The organism is Zestomonas carbonaria (assembly GCF_904061905.1).
GTDB lineage: Bacteria > Pseudomonadota > Gammaproteobacteria > Pseudomonadales > Pseudomonadaceae > Aquipseudomonas > Aquipseudomonas carbonaria.
The window spans coordinates 65,460-84,647 of the sequence record NZ_CAJFCI010000012.1 but is presented as its reverse complement, the minus strand read 5'-3'; the positions used below and the strand labels follow the sequence as shown (position 1 = coordinate 84,647).

Annotated in this window: 15 protein-coding genes; 8 read left to right on the top strand and 7 right to left on the bottom strand. The window is 69.1% G+C overall.

Annotated features, from left to right (window positions below):
* Window positions 1-185 precede the first annotated feature (185 nt).
* The gene (locus PSEWESI4_RS00595; RefSeq protein WP_187669248.1) at window positions 186-1,163 is read right to left on the bottom strand and encodes an NADPH:quinone oxidoreductase family protein; all 978 of its coding nucleotides are present in this window, start codon (window positions 1,161-1,163) and stop codon (window positions 186-188) included.
* Window positions 1,164-1,323: 160 nt separating this feature from the next.
* Here PSEWESI4_RS00595 and PSEWESI4_RS00590 point away from each other — a divergent pair, with 160 nt between their 5' ends.
* The 3 genes from PSEWESI4_RS00590 (at window position 1,324) to rmf (ending at window position 3,767) form a co-directional block, all read left to right on the top strand.
* Window positions 1,324-1,728: a flagellar basal body-associated protein FliL gene (locus PSEWESI4_RS00590; protein ID WP_187669247.1), complete on the top strand. Its 405-nt coding sequence runs from the start codon at window positions 1,324-1,326 to the stop codon at window positions 1,726-1,728.
* 145 nt (window positions 1,729-1,873) lie between these two features.
* Complete coding sequence (gene gshA, locus PSEWESI4_RS00585; protein ID WP_187669246.1) at window positions 1,874-3,457, top strand: glutamate--cysteine ligase; 1,584 nt, start codon at window positions 1,874-1,876, stop codon at window positions 3,455-3,457.
* 115 nt (window positions 3,458-3,572) lie between these two features.
* Window positions 3,573-3,767, top strand: coding sequence for a ribosome modulation factor (gene rmf / locus PSEWESI4_RS00580; RefSeq protein WP_187669245.1), 195 nt, complete (start codon window positions 3,573-3,575; stop codon window positions 3,765-3,767).
* 319 nt (window positions 3,768-4,086) lie between these two features.
* On the opposite strand, the gene argA is transcribed toward rmf, so the two are convergent.
* On the bottom strand, window positions 4,087-5,385 hold the full coding sequence (argA, locus tag PSEWESI4_RS00575) for an amino-acid N-acetyltransferase (RefSeq protein WP_187669244.1): 1,299 nt from the start codon (window positions 5,383-5,385) through the stop codon (window positions 4,087-4,089).
* Between the two features lie 98 nt (window positions 5,386-5,483).
* Window positions 5,484-6,644, bottom strand: a complete 1,161-nt coding sequence (gene argE, locus PSEWESI4_RS00570; RefSeq protein ID WP_187669243.1) for an acetylornithine deacetylase — start codon at window positions 6,642-6,644, stop codon at window positions 5,484-5,486.
* A 125-nt stretch (window positions 6,645-6,769) separates the two neighbouring features.
* Between argE and PSEWESI4_RS00565 the strand changes: the two genes are divergently transcribed.
* The 5 genes from PSEWESI4_RS00565 to PSEWESI4_RS00545 all read left to right on the top strand — a co-directional run bounded on the left by PSEWESI4_RS00565 (window position 6,770) and on the right by PSEWESI4_RS00545 (window position 13,448).
* Entirely contained in the window at window positions 6,770-8,134 is a 1,365-nt protein-coding gene (locus tag PSEWESI4_RS00565) for a CYTH domain-containing protein (protein ID WP_187669242.1), read from the top strand.
* Between the two features lie 133 nt (window positions 8,135-8,267).
* Window positions 8,268-10,049: a GspE/PulE family protein gene (locus tag PSEWESI4_RS00560; protein WP_187669241.1), complete on the top strand. Its 1,782-nt coding sequence runs from the start codon at window positions 8,268-8,270 to the stop codon at window positions 10,047-10,049.
* Between the two features lie 340 nt (window positions 10,050-10,389).
* Window positions 10,390-11,970, top strand: coding sequence for a L,D-transpeptidase family protein (locus tag PSEWESI4_RS00555; protein WP_187669240.1), 1,581 nt, complete (start codon window positions 10,390-10,392; stop codon window positions 11,968-11,970).
* A gap of 110 nt (window positions 11,971-12,080) precedes the next feature.
* On the top strand, window positions 12,081-12,998 hold the full coding sequence (locus tag PSEWESI4_RS00550; RefSeq protein WP_187669239.1) for an SPFH domain-containing protein: 918 nt from the start codon (window positions 12,081-12,083) through the stop codon (window positions 12,996-12,998).
* A gap of 3 nt (window positions 12,999-13,001) precedes the next feature.
* Complete coding sequence (locus tag PSEWESI4_RS00545; protein ID WP_187669238.1) at window positions 13,002-13,448, top strand: NfeD family protein; 447 nt, start codon at window positions 13,002-13,004, stop codon at window positions 13,446-13,448.
* Window positions 13,449-13,457: 9 nt separating this feature from the next.
* Here PSEWESI4_RS00545 and PSEWESI4_RS00540 read toward each other — a convergent pair whose 3' ends face one another.
* From PSEWESI4_RS00540 to PSEWESI4_RS00525, 4 genes are read right to left on the bottom strand one after another with little or no spacing between them, the layout of a single operon-like run.
* On the bottom strand, window positions 13,458-15,554 hold the full coding sequence (locus PSEWESI4_RS00540) for a site-2 protease family protein (protein WP_187669237.1): 2,097 nt from the start codon (window positions 15,552-15,554) through the stop codon (window positions 13,458-13,460).
* Complete coding sequence (locus tag PSEWESI4_RS00535) at window positions 15,554-16,900, bottom strand: efflux RND transporter periplasmic adaptor subunit (protein ID WP_187669236.1); 1,347 nt, start codon at window positions 16,898-16,900, stop codon at window positions 15,554-15,556. Before PSEWESI4_RS00535 ends, PSEWESI4_RS00540 begins: the two co-directional genes overlap by 1 nt.
* The gene (locus PSEWESI4_RS00530) at window positions 16,887-17,657 is read right to left on the bottom strand and encodes an efflux RND transporter periplasmic adaptor subunit (RefSeq protein ID WP_187669235.1); all 771 of its coding nucleotides are present in this window, start codon (window positions 17,655-17,657) and stop codon (window positions 16,887-16,889) included. Before PSEWESI4_RS00530 ends, PSEWESI4_RS00535 begins: the two co-directional genes overlap by 14 nt.
* Entirely contained in the window at window positions 17,638-19,179 is a 1,542-nt protein-coding gene (locus PSEWESI4_RS00525; RefSeq protein ID WP_187669234.1) for a TolC family protein, read from the bottom strand. Before PSEWESI4_RS00525 ends, PSEWESI4_RS00530 begins: the two co-directional genes overlap by 20 nt.
* Window positions 19,180-19,188 lie beyond the last annotated feature (9 nt).

Below are 19,188 nucleotides of genomic sequence, written 5' to 3'. Positions count from 1 at the left end.
ACCCTGGAGACAGGCAAGGTGTTCACCGGAAACGTAGGAACAGGCTCCCATCGGTGCGCGTGGCGCACCCTACAAGAGCCTCTTCGTCCAGCCTCCAGCGATCTTATCGACTTTATCCGGCGGTTCCCACGCGGGAACCGATCCGGGAGGGCTTGTCGCTTGCAGCTTGAAGCTTGCCGCTGCCTTCAGCGCACCTGCACCACCACCTTGCCGACCGCCTTGCGCTGGCCGAGGTGGTTGATCGCATCGGCGGCGCGCTCCAGCGGGTAGGTCTGCGAGACCAGCGGCTTGAGCTTGCCCTCGGCGTGCCATTTGAACAGTTGCTGGAAGTTGGCCAGGTTGTCCTGCGGCTGGCGCGCGGCGAAGGCGCCCCAGAACACGCCGACCAGCGAGGCGCCCTTGAGCAGCGTCAGGTTGGCCGGCAGCGAGGGAATGGTGCCGCTGGCGAAGCCGACCACCAGCAGGCGGCCGTTCCAGGCGATGCTGCGGAAGGCCAGCTCCAGCAGGTCGCCGCCGACCGGGTCGTAGACCACGTCGACGCCTTTATCGCCGGTGATCTCCTTGAGGCGGTCGCGCAGGTTCTCTTCGCTGTAGTTGATCAGTTCGTCGGCTCCGGAGGCCTTGGCCACCGCCAGCTTCTCGGCGCTGCTCGCCGCGGCGATCACCCGGGCGCCCATCGCCTTGCCGATCTCCACCGCCGCCAGGCCGACGCCGCCGGAAGCGCCGAGCACCAGCAGGGTCTCGCCCGGTTGCAGGTTGGCGCGCTGCTTGAGGGCGTGCATCGAGGTGCCGTAGGTCATGCCGAAGGCGGCGGCGGAAGTGAAGTCGAGATCGGCGGGAATCGGCATCACCTTGTCGCCGCCCACCGCGACCTGCTCGGCGAAGCTGCCCCAGCCGGTCAGCGCCATCACCCGATCGCCCAGCTTCACGTGGCCGACCTTCTCGCCGACCGCGACCACCACGCCGGCCGCCTCGCCACCCGGGGAGAACGGGAACGGCGGCTTGAACTGGTACTTGCCCTCGATGATCAGCGTGTCGGGGAAGTTCACCCCGGCGGCATGCACGTCGAGGAGCACTTCGAACTTTTTCGGCTCGGGGCTGGGGACTTCCTCCAGCACCAGGGTTTCGGCGGGGCCGAAGGCTTTGCACAGCACGGCTTTCATGGGGGGATTCCCTCTGTTTGTAGTGGCTTCTGAGTGTAGAGAGGGGACGGGGTGGGTCAACGAGCATGGCCTGTCCTGATGGCGCTGCATAAGCGCCGGGCTTGGGGCGCGGCGCGGCGCCGGCTATGCTAGGCCGCCCAACCTTGCCGAGGAGCCGCCCTTGAAAGCCTGGATCACCCTGTTGCTGGCCCTGAGCCTGCCGCTCTCCGCGCTGGCCAAAGAAGAAAGCAAGGAAGATGCGGCGGGCCAGGTGGCCTACATCAGCCTGGCGCCGGCGCTGGTCGGCAACTTCGGCTCCGGACCGCGGCTGAAGTACTTCAAGGCCGATATCGCCCTGCGCGTCACCGGCAGCGAGGCCAAGACCAAGGTCGAGCACCACGAGCCGCTGGTCCGCAACCAGTTGGTGATGCTGTTCTCGCAGCAGACCGAAACCAGCCTGGGCAGCCCGGAGGCCAAGGAGCAGTTGCGCCAGGAAGCGCTCAAGCAGGTCCAGCAGGTGCTGACCGAAGAGGAAGGCAAGCCGCTGGTGGACGACCTGCTGTTCAACAACCTGATCATCCAGTAGCGAGCGCACGCCGCGCGATCCGGGAGGCGGAGCCGCCAGTTTCCACGCGTCACCCAGCCAGGCGACCACGCCAGCTTTCGGTAGTCTTGTAGAACGCCCGGTCCACCCCCATATTGGGGCGACCGACGCGTGAAGGAACATCATCTTGAGCGAGCTTCTGCAACGCCGCCTGGCCCTGCTCGGCGCCTCCGAACACCTGCCCCTGCTCGGCCAGAACCTGCACGGCATCGAACGCGAATGCCTGCGCGTCGACGCCGACGGCCAACTGGCGCTGACCCCGCACCCGCGTGCGCTCGGCTCGACGCTGACCCACCCGCAGATCACCACCGATTACTCGGAGTCGCTGCTGGAGTTCATCACCCCGACCGAGCCCGACCCGGCGGACACCCTCGCCGATCTCGAACGCATCCATCGCTTCACCTACGCCAAGCTCGCCGGCGAGCGGCTGTGGAGCGCGTCGATGCCCTGCCCGCTGCCGGACGAGGACACCATCCCCATCGCCGACTACGGCAGTTCCAACATCGGCCGGCTCAAGTACGTCTACCGCAAGGGCCTGGCGCTGCGCTACGGCAAGACCATGCAGTGCATCGCCGGCATCCACTACAACTTCTCCCTGGCCGAAGCGCTCTGGCCGCTGCTGCAACGCGCCGAAGGCGACCCGCGCAGCGCGCGCGACTTCCAGTCGGAAAGCTACATCGGCCTGATCCGCAACTTCCGCCGCTATAGCTGGCTGCTGATGTACCTGTTCGGCGCCTCGCCGGCGCTGGACGCCGGCTTCATGCGCGGCCGCCCGCACCAGCTCAAGCACCTGGACGAAAACACCCTCTACCTGCCCTGGGCCACCAGCCTGCGGATGAGCGACCTGGGCTACCAGAGCAGCGCACAGAGCGGCCTGACGCCCTGCTACAACGACCTGCCCAGCTACACCGACAGCCTGCGCCAGGCGGTGTCCACGCCCTACCCGCCCTACGCCGAGTTCGGCACCAAGAAAGACGGCGAGTGGCAGCAGCTCAACACCAACGTCATCCAGATCGAGAACGAGTACTACTCGAGCATCCGCCCGAAACGCGTCACCTACAGCGGCGAGCGGCCGATCCAGGCGCTGATGGCGCGCGGCGTGCAGTACATCGAAGTGCGCTGCCTGGACATCAACCCCTTCCTGCCGCTGGGCATCGACCTCGCCGAGGCGCGCTTCCTCGACCTGTTCCTGCTCTACTGCGCGCTGGAAGACAGCCCGCTGCTGGCCGACGGCGAATGCCGCACCTGCACCGACAACTTCCTCAAGACGGTCAAGGAAGGCCGCCGCCCCGGCCTGCACCTGCAACGCCGTGGCGAGCAGGTCGCCCTGCGCGACTGGGGCCAGCAACTGATCGACGCCTTCGCGCCGATCGCCGAACTGCTCGACCGCCAGCACGGCGGCGACGGCCATGCCCAGGCCCTGGCGGCGCAACGCGCCAAGCTCGAAGACCCGTCGCTCACGCCCTCCGCGCAGGTGCTCGCCGAGATGCAGGCGCACGGCGAAAGCTTCGCCCAGTTCGCCCTGCGCCAGAGCCAGGCCCACGAGGAATACTTCCGCGCCACGCCGCTGAACGGCGGCCAGCAGGCCGCCTTCGAAGCCATGGCCGCGCAATCGCTGGCCGAGCAGGCGGAACTGGAAGCGCAACCACGCGGCGACTTCGACGCCTTCGTCGCCGCCTACCAGGCGAGCATCATCGGCCTGGCGGTCTGAGCGTCGAGGCCGTCACAAAACGAACAAGTGGAGCGAAAGGCGGGATCGGCGGCACGGTCCGCCCTTTCCGGCGCCGCTAGGATGAAAGGCATCCCTTCATTCGAGCCCGCGCCACATGGAGCCCAGCGAAGACGACCGGCAATGGAGCCTGGAAAGCCTCGAGAAGGCCTACCAGCAAGGCTACATGGCCGGACTCACCGGCCAGCCCCGCGACCGCCAGCCCTACACCGCCGAAGTCCCCGCCGCCGCCTGGGAAGCCGGCTGGGACGATGGCCACGAGCAATACCGGCTGGCACAGAAGAGCGCCTGAGCCCTCCCCCTCGTGGTTTCTCGTAGGGTGGGCGACAGCCCACCAAGCAGAGGCTCGGGGCAGGCTCAGGCCATATGCCCCGCTAGATAGTCCGCCCCTCTCCCTAACCCTCTCCCGGAGGGAGAGGGGACTGGTCGGAGTTGTGTTTGAACTCAGGAGTTGAGGCCTGGCTCCGTATAGCTCCCTCTGGGAGAGGGCTGGGGTGAGGGACGGAGCCAAGCAACGAACGCCGAAGCCCAAGCCCCCTCGTCCAGCCTCAAGCCTCCAGCGCTCTTCTCGGCTTTTACTTGCAGCTTGCCGCTTGAAGCTCGTAGCTGCCCTATAGCGCCTTCTCGAAAATCTTCGAATTCCGCTGGTAGTTGTACAGCGAGGCGCGGGCCGCTGGCAGGCGGTCCACGCCGCTGGGGACGAAGCCGCGTTCGCGGAACCAGTGGGCGGTGCGTGTGGTGAGCACGAACAGGGTCTTCAGGCCCTGGGCGCGGGCGCGTTCTTCGATGCGTTCGAGCAGTTCGTCGCCGCGGCCGCCGTGGCGATAATCCGGGTTCACCGCCAGGCAGGCCAGTTCGCCGCAGTCCGAGTCGGCGATCGGGTAGAGCGCCGCGCAGGCGATGATCAGGCCATCGCGCTCGACGATGCTGAACTGCTCGATCTCGCGCTCCAGCACGTCGCGCGAGCGGCGCACCAGGATGCCTTGTTCTTCCAGCGGGGTGATCAGGTCGATCAGGCCGCCAACGTCCTCGATGGTCGCTTCGCGCAGCGATTCGAACAGTTCCTGGGTGACCAGGGTGCCGCCGCCGTCGCGGGTGAACAGTTCGGTGAGCAGCGAGCCGTCCTCGGCGTAGCTGACGATGTGGCTGCGCGCCACGCCGCCGCGACAGGCCTCGGCGGCCGCGTCGAGCAGTTCGGCCTGGTAGCTGCTGCCGAGCCGCGCCATGTGCGCCGGCACTTGTTGAGGGCGCAGTTCGCGCACCAGTTTGCCGCTCTCGTCGAGCAGGCCGGCCTCGGCGCCGAACAGCAGCAGCTTCTCGGCGCCCAGGTCGATGGCGGCGCGGGTCGCCACATCCTCGCAGGCGAGGTTGAAGATTTCCCCGGTGGGCGAGTAGCCGAGCGGCGACAGCAGCACGATGGTGCGCTCGTCGAGCAGGCGGCCGATGCCCTTGCGGTCGATGCGCCGCACTTCGCCGGTGTGGTGGTAATCGATGCCGTCGACCACGCCGATCGGCCGCGCAGTGACGAAGTTGCCGCTGGCCACGCGCAGCCGCGAGCCGTGCATCGGCGAGGCGGCCATGTCCATCGACAGGCGCGCCTCGATGGCGATGCGCAGTTGGCCGACCGCGTCGATCACGCATTCCAGGGTCGGGCCGTCGGTGATCCGCAGGTCGCGGTGGAAGTGCGGGGTCAGCCCGCAGGCGGCGAGGCGTGCCTCGATCTGCGGGCGCGAGCCGTGTACCAGTACCAGGCGCACACCGAGGCTGTGCAGCAGCACCAGGTCGTGGACGATGTTGCCGAAATTCGGATGGGCGACGCCTTCGCCGGGCAGCATGACCACGAAGGTACAGTCCCGGTGGGCGTTGATGTAGGGCGATGCGTGGCGGAGCCAGTTGACGGATTCGGGCATGGAAAAACCTAGGAGACAAATCCAATGGATGCCTTTCGCTGTTGCAGGGAGCGATGGCGCACTTTCAGGGTGGATTTCCTATCGTCGTCGCAGGCCCATCAAGCCCTCTCTTTCCGGGGGTTCAGGCAGTAATGCCGAATCAGTTGGCGCAGCAGTTCCACAGTGGGCTGCAAGCGTGACAGTTCCAGGTACTCGTCCGGCTGGTGCGCGCAGGCGATGTCGCCGGGGCCGAGCACGATGGTCTCGCAGCCGAGCTGCTGAAGATAAGGCGCTTCGGTGCCGAATGCCACCGACTCTGCGGTATGTCCGGTCACGCGCTCGGCCAGGCGCACCAGTTCGCTGTCGGCCGGCTGCTCGAACGGCGGCACGGCGGGGAACAGCGGCGCGTAGTCGATCTTCACCTGGTGCCGCTCGGCGACCGGCCGCAGCTTGCCGCGAATCGCCGCGCGCAACTGCTCCGGGTCCATGCCCGGCAGCGGGCGCAGGTCGAACTCCAGGGCGCACTGGCCGCAGATGCGGTTGGGGTTGTCGCCGCCGTGGATGCAGCCGAGGTTGAGGGTCGGCTGCGGCACGCCGAACTGCGGGTTGTTGAATTCCGCCTGCCACTGCGCGCGCAGCACCTTGAGCTCGCCGATGGCGTCGTGCATCGCCTCCAGCGCGCTGTGGCCGAGGCTGGGGTCGGAGGAATGGCCGCTCTGCCCGAGGATGTCGATGCGCTCCATCATCACCCCCTTGTGCAGGCGGATCGGCTTGAGGCCGGTCGGCTCGCCGATCACCGCCGCGCGTCCCAGCGACCGGCCGGCGTCGGCCAGGGCGCGGGCGCCGGCCATCGAGCTTTCCTCGTCGCAGGTGGCGAGGATCAGCAGCGGCTGCTTGAACGGCTGGTCGAGCAGCGGCAGCAAGGCTTCGATGATCAGCGGGAAGAAGCCTTTCATGTCGCACACGCCGAGGCCGACCCAGCGGTCGCCGCTCTCCGTCAGCCGCAGCGGGTCGCTGCGCCACAGCGCCGGGTCGTAGGGCACCGTGTCGCTGTGCCCGGCCAGCACCAGGCCACCGGGGCCGCTACCGAGGCTGGCCAGCAGGTTGAACTTGCCGGGCGAGATCTCCTGGGTCTCGCAACTCAGGCCGAGATCGCCCAGCCAGCCGGCGAGCAGTTCGATCACCGCGCGGTTGGACTGGTCCAGCGCGGGCTGGGTGCAGCTCACCGAGGGGGCGGCGATCAGCGCGGCGAATTGCTCTTTCAGGGATGGCAGGGGCATCGGCGTTCTCCAACGGACGAGTTTCATCATAGAGGCAATGCATGCCCGGACGCACCCGCCGGGCTCCTGTAGACTTGCTCGTTCCCGCGGCCGTTCCGCGCTGCCCCCGAATTCCGTTGCCCGTCATGAACAAAGAAACCGAGATCAAACTGCGCGCCAGCCGCGCCACCCTCGCCGCCCTGCGCGACCATCCGCTGCTGAAGAAGCGCAACAAGTCCGGCTGGCAGCAGCGCGAGCTGTACAACCAGTACTACGACACCGCCGGGCGCGACCTGGCCGGCGCCAAGGTCGCCCTGCGCGTGCGCCGCGACGGCGAGACCTACATCCAGACCCTGAAGAGCCGGGGCCAGAGCGTCGCCGGGCTGTCCGAGCGCAACGAGTGGGAGTGGTACCTGGAGACGCCCGAGCTGGACCTCGGCAAGCTCGGCGACGACTGCTGGCCGGCCGCCCTGGCCGATCTCGACAAAAGCCTGATCCAGCCGGCGTTCACCACCGACTTCGTCCGCGAATACACGGAGATCGCCTGGGGTCGCGGCAAGGCCAAGGTGGTGATCGAGGCCGCCCTGGACCTCGGCAAGGTGCTCGCCGGCGAGCACGAGGAAGAGATCTGCGAACTGGAGCTGGAGCTTCGCCAGGGCGACCCCGAGGCCCTGCTGGAGCTGGCCGAGGCGCTGACCGCCGACCTGCCGCTGATGCCCTGCGACATCAGCAAGGCCGAGCGCGGCTACCGGCTGTTCGACGCGGACAGCTACCAGGTACGCCTGGCCGTGCCGGAACTCTCCGCCGAACAGCCGCTGGACGACGCCTTCGCCGCGCTCGCCTGGCACCTGCTGGGCAGCAGCCAGCGCCTGGCCGAGCAGTACCGCTTCAACGGCCACTGGCGACTGCTGGCCGACTGGCTGGCCCAGTTGATCGACCTGCGCGCCCTGCTCGGCAGCCTCGGCCAGGCCGCGCCGCGCGCCACCAGCCACGACCTGCGCGCCGCCCTCGACGCGCTGCTGGAGGACTGGCGCCCGCGCATCCTCGCCGGCCAGCACGACGAAGCCGCGCGCCAGGCCGCCGCCGGCCAGTTCGCCGAGGAGCTGGACGCCACCCGCTGGGGCCACTTCTCGCTGAGCGCCTCGAACTGGCTGCTGCGCCGCACCTGGACCAGCCAGCGCAGCCATCGCGGCGAACGCCAGGGCGCGGCTGCGCTGGGCAACTGGCTGACCCACCAGTTGAGCGACGAAGCCGGCGCGCTGAACCTGGCCCGCTACCAGCAGCAGCCGGCAGACCTGGGCGAGCAACTGCCGCGCCTGGAGCGCATGCTGGTCTGGCTGCGCCTGGCCCGCCCGGCGCTGGAACTGCCGGAGGTCGACCGCCTGTACGGCGAACTGGCCAAGCTGGCCGAACTGGCGACCACCGCGCCGGATGCCGAGCACCTGGCCGCCCGCACCGCCCAGGCCCATACTGTGGCAACGCTCAAGGCCTGGAAGGCGCTGACGAAGTAAGCTGCAAGCTGCAAGCTGCAAGCTGCAAGCTGCAAGCTGCAAAGTCAGGGTGGAGGTCAATCCTCTCGCCCCATCAAGCTTTTTCTTGCAGCTTGCCGCTTGAGACTGGTAGCTGCGACCAACGGGAGCCCCGATGTCCGCCTTCACCGCCACCGCCGACCGCCTCCTCGACCTCGCCGACCTGCTCAAGGAGCTGGTCGCCCAGGGCCGTATCGGCCAGGACGACGCCGAGCAGTGCCTGGCGATCCGGCGCAGCGCGGTGAACAACCAGCAACACCCGCTGGAATTCCTCGCCAGCCAGCAGCTCGACGACCTCTCCCGGCCCGGCCGCGCCCTCGACCTGGAGACCCTCACCGTCTGGCTGGCGGAGTGGTCCGGGCAGCCCTACCTGCGCATCGACCCGCTGAAGATCGACGTCGCCGCGGTCACGCCGCTGATGTCCTACGCCTTCGCCCAGCGCCACAAGATCCTCGCCGTGGCGGTCGACCGCGAGGCGGTGACCATCGCCAGCGCGCAGCCTTTCGTGCAGCGCTGGGAGGCGGACCTGGCCCACGTGCTGCAGCGGCCGATCAAGCGCGTGGTGGCCAACCCGGCGGACATCCACCGCTTCACCGTGGAGTTCTACCGGCTGGCCAAGTCGGTCAGCGGCGCCTCGGCCAACGACATGAAGGTCAGCGGCGTCGGCAACTTCGAACAACTGCTCAACCTCGGCGCCCAGGACCAGGAGCCGGACGCCAACGACGCGCACATCGTCAACATCGTCGACTGGCTGTTCCAGTACGCCTACCAGCAGCGCGCCAGCGACATCCACATCGAGCCACGCCGCGAGATGGGCACGGTGCGTTTCCGCATCGACGGCGTGCTGCACAACGTCTACCAGTTCCCGCCGCAGGTCACCATGGCGGTGGTCAGCCGGCTGAAGAGCCTCGGGCGGATGAACGTCGCCGAGAAGCGCAAGCCGCAGGACGGCCGGATCAAGACCAAGACCCCGGACGGCGGCGAGGTGGAGCTGCGCCTGTCGACCCTGCCCACCGCCTTCGGCGAGAAGATGGTGATGCGGATCTTCGACCCCGAGGTGCTGCTCAAGAGCTTCGACCAGCTCGGCTTCTCCGCCGACGACCTGCGCCGCTGGCAGACCATGACCCGCCAGCCCAACGGCATCATCCTGGTCACCGGGCCGACCGGCTCGGGCAAGACCACCACGCTGTACACCACGCTCAAGCAACTGGCCACCAGCGAGGTGAACGTCTGCACCATCGAGGACCCGATCGAGATGATCGAGGGCGCCTTCAACCAGATGCAGGTGCAGCACAACATCGACCTGACCTTCGCCAGCGGCGTGCGCGCGCTGATGCGCCAGGACCCGGACATCATCATGGTCGGCGAGATCCGCGACCTGGAGACCGCCGAGATGGCCATCCAGGCGGCGCTCACCGGCCACCTGGTGCTCTCCACCCTGCACACCAACGACGCGCCTTCGGCGATCACCCGCCTGCTCGAACTCGGCGTGCCCTACTACCTGCTGCGCGCCACCCTGCTCGGCGTCATGGCCCAGCGCCTGGTGCGCACCCTGTGCCCGCACTGCAAGGCGCCGGTGCAGCTCGACGAAGGCGACTGGCAGGCGCTGACCAAGCCCTGGAGCGCACCGCTGCCGACCCACGCGCACCGCGCCGTCGGCTGCCTGGAATGCCGCGACACCGGCTACCGGGGCCGCGCTGGGGTGTACGAGATCATGCTGCTCAACGACACCGTCAAGCCACTGATCAACGCCGACACCGACCTCGTCGCCCTGCGCCGCGCGGCGTTCAAGGACGGCATGCGCAGCCTGCGCCTGTCCGGCGCCCAGAAGGTCGCCGCCGGGCTGACCACCATCGAGGAAGTGCTGCGGGTCACGCCACAGAGCGAGCAGAAGTAGGGGGTTCGGGGTTCGGGGAAAAGGGAAAGACCGCCCCTCACCCCAGCCCTCTCCCGGAGGGAGAGGGGGCAGTTCGTGCGCGAACGAACGTACGAGGTCAAGGGCTGGCATGGCAAAACCTCCTCTCCCCCTGAGAGAGGGGACGGCTTCGTGCTTGAGCGCACGCACGGGGGCAGGAGCTGGCACGGCAAAACTCCCTCTCCCGGAGGGAGAGGGCTGGGGTGAGGGAAGGCGGTCCAACCCATCGCAAGGGATCACCCTTCACCACTGAGGCCCTTACATCGGCGGCCACCGGGCCTGTGGTAAGGTGCCGGAGAACGTTTTCCGGGCTGGACCTGCGATGTACGCGATCCGTCTTTCCCTGCTCTGCGGCGTCCTGCTGGCCCTGGTTGCCGGCGACGTTCTCGCGGTCATCCTGCCAGCGCCGGTCGAGACGCCGCTGCGCCTGCTGCTCGACGACCTGGCGAATCGCTGCGCGCCGCTGCCGGCCAGCCTGGACGCCAGCGCCCGCGCGCAACTGGACACCTTCTACCGGCAACGCGACGACCAGCCAGCCTGGCGCGATGCCGCGCACCTCGATGCCCTGCGCGAACAGCTCGACCAGCTCGCCGACGACGGCCTGGCTCCCACCGACTACCCGCTACCCTCCAGCCTCGACCCCACCCCGGGCTGCGCCGACCTGCTGGCCAGCCACACCTACCTGCGCGCCTTGCAGCACCTGCATGGCGGCCGCCTGAACCAGGCCCGGCTGGAACCGCTGTGGCGCCCGGACGATGCGCCGCGTCCCGATCCGCGACTACTGGTGCTGTCGATCGCCCTGCGCGACCTCGACGAGCCGGCCCGCGCCTTCGCCGCCGCCCGCCCGGCCCTGCCCCAGTACCAGACGCTGCGCACGCTGTACGCCAGCCTGCGCCAGCGGCCGCTGGCGAACTGGGGCACGCTGCCCGACGGCCCGCTGCTGCGTCCCGGCCGCAACGACCCGCGAGTGCCGACGCTGCGCCAGCGCCTGGCCGCCGAAGGCTACCTGCAGGGCGAGCCGGCCAGCCGCCAGGACACCCGCTTCGATCCCGAGCTGGTCGCCGCGCTGGAGGAGTTCCAGCGCAGCCACGCGCTCAAGCCCGACGGCATCCTCGGCCCGGCCAGCCTGGCCGAGCTGAACGTCGATGCGCTGACCCGCCGCGACCAGTTGCGGGTCAACCTGGAACGCCTGCGCTGGCTGGCCGGGGACCTGGCCACCGCACGCCTGGCGATCAACGTCGCCGCCGCCGAGCTGCTGGTGTTCGAGAACGGCCGCGAGGTCTGGCGCACCCGCACCCAGGTCGGCCGGCCGACCCGGCAGACCCCGCTGCTCGCCTCGCAGATCGACCGCCTGACCCTCAACCCGCGCTGGATCGTGCCGCCGACCATCCTCCGCGAGGACAAGCTGCCGGAGATCCGTCGCGACCCCGGCTACCTCGACCGCCACCAGATGAGCGTCCAGGACCGCGCCGGCAACCGCCTCGACCCGGCGCAGGTGGACTGGGACAACCCCGGGCCGATCCGCCTCAGCCAGGCCGCCGGCCCGCAGAACCCGCTGGGCCGCCTGGCGCTGCGCTTCCCCAATCCCTTCGCGGTGTACCTGCACGACACCCCCAGCCAGTTGCTGTTCGAGAAATCACCGCGTTTCTTCAGCTCCGGCTGCGTACGCGTCGAGGCGGTGAACAGCCTGCTCGCCTATTTCCTGAGCCCCGAGGAGCTGGCCGACGTCGAGCTGCGCCTCGCCAGCGGACGCACCCAGGAATACCGGGTGCGTCCGAAGGTGCCGCTGCTGATCGGCTACTGGACCGTGGAAGTCGACACCCAGGGCCGGCCGCGCTACGCGCCGGACATCTACGGCCACGACCCGTTGCTGCTCAAGGCGCTGCTCGGCATCAGGCCGTAGGGTGGACTGGTGGGCCGAAGCCCACCCTACTCCGCAGATGCGCGGGCCACCGCCACTGTGCTTAGATGCGCCCTGGCCATAAGGCCATCAACCACAAGGAGAGCGTTGTCATGGAAATCGGTGGCGTATTGCTGCTGTTCGTCGGCCTGGCCCTGGCCATCGTGTTCATGGGCTTCAAGGTGGTACCGCAGGGCTATGAATGGACGGTGGAGCGCTTCGGCCGCTACACCACCACGCTCAAGCCGGGCCTGAACATCATCGTGCCGGTGATGGACCGCATCGGCCGCAAGCTCAACGTCATGGAGAGCGTGCTGGACATCCCGCCGCAGGAAGCGATCAGCGCCGACAACGCCATCGTGCAGATCGACGCGGTGTGCTTCTTCCAGGTGATCAACACCGCCCAGGCGGCCTACGAGGTCAACCAGCTCGAGCACGCCATCCGCAACCTGGTGATGACCAACATCCGTACCGTGCTCGGCTCCATGGAGCTCGACCATATGCTCAGCCAGCGCGACGCGATCAACGAGCGGCTGCTCAAGACCGTCGACGAGGCCACCGCGCCCTGGGGCATCAAGGTCACCCGCATCGAGATCAAGGACATCAGCCCGCCGGCCGACCTGGTCGAGGCGATGGCCAGCCAGATGAAGGCCGAACGCCTCAAGCGCGCGCAGATTCTCGAAGCCGAAGGCTCGCGCTCGGCGGCCATCCTCACCGCCGAGGGCCACAAGCAGGCCGACATCCTCAAGGCCGAGGGCCAGCGCCAGGCCGCCTTCCTCGAGGCCGAGGCCCGCGAGCGGGCGGCCCAGGCGGAAGCCGAGGCGACGCGGATGGTTTCCGAGGCGATCGCCGCCGGCAACGTGCAGGCGATCAACTACTTCGTCGCCCAGAAATACGTCGACGCCCTCGGCCAACTGGCCGCCGCCGACAACAGCAAGGTGGTGCTGATGCCGCTGGAGGCCAGCCAGGTGATCGGCGCGGTGGGCGGTATCGGCGAGATCGTCCGCGCCACCTTCGACAAGAAGAACTGAGCCATGTGGGACTACCTGCAACACCTCTCCTACTGGGACTGGCTGGCCTTCGGCACCCTGCTGCTGATCCTCGAGGTGTTCGGTGCCGGCGGCTACCTGCTGTGGCTCGGCGTGGCCGCCGCCTGCGTCGGCGTGCTGACCTTCCTGTTCCCGGCGCTGCCGTGGACCTGGCAACTGCCGCTGTTCGGCGTGCTCTCGGTGCTCAGCGCGGTGCTCTGGTGGCAACGCCAGCGCCATGCGGCGAAACCTTCGGAGCAGCCGGGGCTGAACCGGCGCGGCCAGGAACTGCTCGGCCGCCAGTTCGTGCTGCACGAGGCGATCGACGGCGGGCGCGGCAAGATCAAGGCCGGCGACACCCTGTGGCTGGTCAGCGGCCCGGACCTGCCGGCCGGCACGCCGGTGCGGGTGGTCGGCCAGGATGGCGTGCTGCTCAAGGTCGAGGCCGTCTGAGCGGCCGGCTCAGAAGCCGCTCTCGCGGATCACCACCGCGGCCAGCCGGGTCAGCCCCTCGCCCAGCAGGCTGCGCCGCTCGCCTTCGATCTGCAGGCGGCCACGGGTCTCGCGCAGGGTCGGCGGCGGCTCGTCCAGCCTGACCCGCACGTGGAACAGCGGCGGGCTGGGCGTCAGGGTCTTTTCCTGGGCGGTGACGCCCAGCGGACCGCCGAAGCGCGACGCCAGCATGGCGTGCTCCAGTTGCGCAACGCGGGTACTGCCGATCGCCACCACGTTGCCGGACAGGCGCTGCAACCCGCCTTCGGGATAGAAGCTCACCGGGCTGCCCTCGCGCAGGCGGTGCACCTGGCCCTGTTCGACATAGGCGTCGATCTGCCAGCCCTGCGGGTCGACCAGCACGCCCAGCAGCACCTGGCTGCCGATCCACTGCCCCGCCTGCCATTCCGGATTGACGTCGAGCCAGCGGCCGGCGAACGGCGCGCGCAGGTGCAGGCGGGCCATTTCCGTGCGCGCGGCGCGGGCCTGTTCGAACTCCACGAGCAGGCGCCGGGCGGTGACCGCCTGTTCGCCCAGCCCGGCGGGATCGGCCAGCAGGCCGGACAGCCGCGCCTGGTAGCCACGGATGCCGGCCTCGGTGCCGCGCATGCGGGCGGCGATGTCCGGCTCGTCCATGATCGCCAGGGTGGTGCCCGCCGGCACGTCGCCCTGGGCCTGCACCTGCTGGAGCAGGGCCGGATATGGCGTGTACAGGCGCAGTTGCTGCTCCGCCCTGGCCACCCCGAAGGCGGTTATCTGGCTGCGCCAGGGCAGCGCCAGCAGGAGCAGCAGGACGACGAAGACGCCGAGGATCGCCTGGCGACGGCCCGGGCGGACCCGCGCACGCGCGCCCCACCAGTATTTCAGCTCGCGAACGACCGGCAGCAGGATGAACCAGGCGACCTCCACACAGAACAGCAGGATGCCGAGCAACTTGAAGAACAGCAGGTAGACCGCCACAGCGATACCGAGGAACAGCACCAGCCGGTACAGCCAGGTGGCGAACGCGAAGCCGATCAGCATGGCCCGGCGCGATGCCGGGAAGGGTTCCGGCCAGTCTTCGTCCAGGCCGAGCAGCGTGCGGCGCAGGAACACCCGCGCCAGCGCCGAGGAGCGCTCGTGCAGGTTGGGGAAGTCGAGCAGGTCGGAGAGGATGAAATAGCCGTCGAAGCGCATGAACGGGCTGGCGTTCAGCGCCACGGACAGCACCCAACTGGTGGTCGCCAGGTAGAGCAGAGCGTTGCGCAGCGCGCTCGGTTCGCTGAGTGCCCAGCCGAGGGTCGCCAGCCCGGCCAGCGCCAGTTCGGTGAGGATCCCCGCCGAGGCGATCGCCAGGCGCTGGCGCGAGCTGCGCAGCTTCCAGCTCTCGCCGGTGTCGGTGTAGAGCATCGGCCAGAGCACGATGAACGCCACGCCCATGTGCGCCACGCGCAGGCCCAGGCGGGTGGCGACCAGGGCGTGGCCGAGCTCGTGCAGGGCCTTGGCGACGATCAGCGCCAGCGCGAAGCTGAACAACCCTTCCAGGGAAAAGGACTCGACCACGTCATGGGTGAAGGTGTCCCACTGGTGCAGCACCAGCACGATGCCGAGCACGCCGAGCAGGATCACCAGCCAGCCGGTCGCCGGTCGGAACAGCCAGTCGAGGTGGCGGGCCAGGCGTTTCAGGTGCCGTTGCGGGCGCACCAGCGGGATGCGCACGAACAGGTAGTTGTGCAGCCACCAGCGCCAGGACAGCCATTTGCGCCCTTCCCCGCTGGCCTGCATGCGTTCCACCGCCGCCGCGTCCGGCTGGACCAGTTGGTGCCGTTCGAGGAACTGGCGGAAGCCCAGGACCTGTTCCACGTCCGGGTCGAGGGCGGTCTGCGCGGCGATCTGTTCGCAGATCTGCCGTGGGCTCTGGCCCCAGCGCAGCAGGCATTCCAGTTCGAACCAGCCGATGCGGTAGAAGCGGTTGGTCACCGTGTCCTGGATCACCCAGGCCGGCTCGCCGCTGGCGCCGGGGGCGACCTCGTCGAGACGCAGGTCCTGGCGCAGCGGCGGGGTGGGCAGGTCGGCCGCCTGTTCCATCACCACCCCGTCCAGGCACGCAGCGTCGACAGCGGCCGGCGCAGCAGGTAGTAGCCGAGCACCACCCGCCCGCCGTACAGCTTCGCCGTGCCTTGCAGGCCCAGGCGCGCCTGCTCGGGCTGGCCCTCGATGCTGGCCAGCAGTTGGTAGGAGGCGACCCCTTCGTCACTGGGCCTGGCCTGGTAGCTGGTCTCCAGCACCTCGCCGTGCAGCGGCACCAGCGGATGGGCGGTGAGGAACAGGGTCACCTGCGCCCCCGGCTCCAGGCCGATGGCGTCGGCGACCGGCAACTGGATGCGCATGGCCGGCTGCGTCGGGTCGGCGACCAGCAGGATGCGCTCGCCGGTCACCACCGGTTTGCCGATCCAGTCGTTGGGGTCGCTGAACACCGCCACCCCGGCCCGTGGCGCGGTGACCAGGGCGCGCTTGAGCTGCGCCTGCACCGCCGCCAGCTCGGCGCGGCGCTGCTGGGCACGGCTGCTGAGCAGGGTCAGCTCGTTCTTGCTCTGCGGGTTGTCGAAGGCACGCTGGCTGGCGGCGACCAGCTCGGCGTCGGCCACCGCCACTTCCTTGCCGAGCACTTCGGCGCGGCTGCGCAGGCTGGTTTCGTCCAGGGCGAACAGCGGCGTGCCGACCTCCACCGGTTGGTTGGGGCGCACCAGCATGCGCTCGATCACGCCGTCGATGGGCGAACTGATCACCTGCGCCCGGTGCGAGACGATTTCCGCCGGCGCCAGGGCGGTCTGCCGCACCGGCAGGAACAGCAGCGCCGCGCAGGCGCCGAGGACCACCAGCACCTGGCGCCGGCTCGGCCGCCAGCCGACCACCCGACGCCGGCCGGCGAGCGCCGCCCAGCAGTACGCCCAGGTCTGCCAGAGCCCCTTGAGGGCGGCGGCCTGGGGCTCCGTGGGCGGGGCGTCGAGGAGGAACAGCAACAGCCCCAGCGGCTGGTCGTCGCGGTCGGCGATGGGCACGCAGAACACCCCGGCCGGCCACCATTCGGCCCAGCCGTCGTCGATTTCCGGCGGCGGTTGCAGTTCCTCGCGGGCCAGCCAGCGCGGCGCGTCGTCGGGCAGCCGGGCCGACAGCCAGGGGCAGGTGCGGCGCAGCCAGATCAGGTAGGGCGAGTCCTCGGCCGGCTTGGCCAGGCCGGAGATGGCCAGCAGCTCGAAGCGCTTGTCGCGGCGCGCCAGCACCACGGCCTGGCGGTAGTGCAACAGCGGATAGAGGTCGTTGGCCATCGCGAACGCGAGGGCATTCAGCGAGTCGGCCGCCAGCGCCTTGTCGCGCAGCGCCAGCAGGTCGAGCAGCAACGGCAGGCTGGGCAAGCGTTCATTCACTGACATCGGGAATCCGCGCGATGCCGCTCATGCCGGTGGTCAGCTCGGTATGTTCGGCATCCAGGCGCGCCTCCAGTTCGACGGTCTGCGCCACCGCGTCGACCCTGGCGTTGATGGCGCTGATGCGTGCCGGGTAGGTGTTGCCGGTCTCGTTGATGTAGACCTCCAGCGGCATGTCCGGCTTCAGCCGGGGCAGCAGGTTGGAGGGCACGTTGAGGCGCACCTTGAGCGCCCCGTCGCTGACTAGGTCGAACAGCGGGGCACCGGCGCTGACGGTCTGGTACGGCTTGACGTAGACCTTGGCCACCCGCCCCTGGAACGGCGCCGCGACCTCGCAGTAGCCGGCCTGGGTCTGGGCCATGGCCTGCGCGCCCTCGGCCTTCTGCACCTCGGTGGAGGCCATGGCGACTTCCAGGTCGCCCACCGCGTCCAGCCGGCGCAGGTTGCGCTTGGCTTCCAGGTTCTGCCGGGCCATGGCCAGTTCGGCCCTGGCCACCTTGGCGCGGGCCTGGGCCTCGCGACAGTTGAACTGGGCCAGCAACGCGCCCTTGGTCACCCGCTGGCCGAGGGAGACGCGCAGGTCCGCCAGGGTGCCGTTCATCTCGCTGGACAGCACGGTTTCCAGTTCCGCCGCCAGCAGCACGCGAATCGCCGAGGGATCGTCCAGCGCCGCGCCGCTTTCCTGGGCCGGCACCGCCTGGGTGGCGAGGGGCAGGCCGATCAGCAGCGCGAGCACGCTACGGTTAAGGCTGCACGAGGGCATGGCCACCCTCCACGGCGCGGCTGCCGATCAGCAGGCTCTGCGCTTCCTGCGCGTTCATGGTGCGTTCGATCTCCCGGGCCAGGGTCTTGACGTCGTGCTGGTCGATGGACTCGGGCATCACGTCGAGCCCGACCGAGTTGTAGAGCCGCCCCCAGGCCGCCTGGGCCCGCGAATAGGCCGCCTCGCGCTGGTAGCGCGACAGCAGGTAGCGGCCTTCGGCGCGGATAACCTCCAGCTCGGAGCCGATGGAGGTGCTCTTGGCGGCCTGCGCGTAGTCGAGCAGGTTGCGGTCGACGCGCAGGCTCTCGTCGGCGAACTCCACTTCCTGGCGGGCCAGTTCGTAGCGCAGGGCGCCGACCCGGACCTGGGTGAGGATCGCCATGGACAGCGCCACGCGGCGCATGTCGTTGGTCTCGCCCTGGGTCTGCTCGGCGTCGTTCAGCGCCGGCAACTGCAGAAGGCGCAGGAGGTTGAGGGACACCTGCAGGCCGGTCTCCGACCAGTGATTGTTGTACAGGTACTTGTTGGAATCGTACTGGTAGCTCCAGTTCAGGCTGACGTTCGGCCAGAGCTGGGCCTTGGCGATCTTCAGGTCGTTCTGGTCGACCCGCTTGCGGTACCACTCCTCCATGATTTCCGGGCGGTTCTGCAGGGACAGCAGCTCCAGCTTCTCGATGTCGCGCGCCGCCCGGGGCAGCGAGGCTTCCTGGGTGTCCGCCAGGACCAGCCGGGAGCCCGGCGGCAGCGAGATCAGCGCCGACAGCTCGGCCTGGGCGAACTCCAGGTCCTGGCGACGCACCGTCAGCATGTAGATGGAGTCGAGCAGCGCGCGCTGGTAGGCGAGGATTTCCTGGCGCGGCAGCAGCCCCCGGTCCTCGGCCTGGCGCGCCGCGTCGAGGGCCTGCGCGGTGCGCGCCAGCAGGCGATCCACTTCGGGCATCAGGCGCTGCGCGCCCACCGCGCGCCAGTAGGCGTCGCGGACGTCCTGCAGGACGTTCTGGGCGACCTTGCGGCGGCGCTCCTCGGCCATCAGCATCTGGTCGGCCTTCTGCTGGGTGCGGTAGTAGGCGACGCCGAAGTCCAGCAGGCTCCAGCTCAGCCCCAGGCCGTAGAGGTCGCGGTAGCGTTCCTCGGAGGTGGACGCCCGCAGGCTTTGCTGGCGGTCGACGATGCCGATCGAGGTGCCGCCGGAGTCGTTGTTGCGCCCCGCGTAGCCCGCCGTGGCCACCAGGCGCGGCAGCATCTCGTGGCTGGAAACGTCCTTCAGGTCCGCCGCCAGGGCGCTTTCCATCAGCTTGAGGCGATAGTCGAGGTTGTACTTGAGGGCCCGCGCCGCCGCCTCGTAGAAAGTGATGGGCGAACTCACCGGCTCCTGCTCCCCGTACATGCGCGCCTGGTCCTGGATGATCCGCTGGCGGTTCTCGTCCTCGGTGTAGACCTTGGGCTCCAGGGAGGAACAGGCGCCGAGCAGCAGTCCGGACGCGACGACCAGGCTCAGCGGCTTGATGACATGCTTCGGCATAGACGGTCC

Excerpts from the sequence above, each read along its gene's own strand:
- PSEWESI4_RS00595 (WP_187669248.1), bottom strand. The coding sequence starts at position 1,163 with ATGAAAGCCGTGCTGTGCAAAGCCTTCGGCCCCGCCGAAACCCTGGTG.
- rmf (WP_187669245.1), top strand. The coding sequence starts at position 3,573 with ATGGAGCCCAGCGAAGACGACCGGCAATGGAGCCTGGAAAGCCTCGAG.
- argA (WP_187669244.1), bottom strand. The coding sequence starts at position 5,385 with ATGCCCGAATCCGTCAACTGGCTCCGCCACGCATCGCCCTACATCAAC.
- argE (WP_187669243.1), bottom strand. The coding sequence starts at position 6,644 with ATGCCCCTGCCATCCCTGAAAGAGCAATTCGCCGCGCTGATCGCCGCC.
- PSEWESI4_RS00565 (WP_187669242.1), top strand. The coding sequence starts at position 6,770 with ATGAACAAAGAAACCGAGATCAAACTGCGCGCCAGCCGCGCCACCCTC.
- PSEWESI4_RS00560 (WP_187669241.1), top strand. The coding sequence starts at position 8,268 with ATGTCCGCCTTCACCGCCACCGCCGACCGCCTCCTCGACCTCGCCGAC.
- PSEWESI4_RS00555 (WP_187669240.1), top strand. The coding sequence starts at position 10,390 with ATGTACGCGATCCGTCTTTCCCTGCTCTGCGGCGTCCTGCTGGCCCTG.
- PSEWESI4_RS00550 (WP_187669239.1), top strand. The coding sequence starts at position 12,081 with ATGGAAATCGGTGGCGTATTGCTGCTGTTCGTCGGCCTGGCCCTGGCC.
- PSEWESI4_RS00545 (WP_187669238.1), top strand. The coding sequence starts at position 13,002 with ATGTGGGACTACCTGCAACACCTCTCCTACTGGGACTGGCTGGCCTTC.
- PSEWESI4_RS00540 (WP_187669237.1), bottom strand. The coding sequence starts at position 15,554 with ATGGAACAGGCGGCCGACCTGCCCACCCCGCCGCTGCGCCAGGACCTG.
- PSEWESI4_RS00535 (WP_187669236.1), bottom strand. The coding sequence starts at position 16,900 with ATGTCAGTGAATGAACGCTTGCCCAGCCTGCCGTTGCTGCTCGACCTG.
- PSEWESI4_RS00530 (WP_187669235.1), bottom strand. The coding sequence starts at position 17,657 with ATGCCCTCGTGCAGCCTTAACCGTAGCGTGCTCGCGCTGCTGATCGGC.
- PSEWESI4_RS00525 (WP_187669234.1), bottom strand. The coding sequence starts at position 19,179 with ATGCCGAAGCATGTCATCAAGCCGCTGAGCCTGGTCGTCGCGTCCGGA.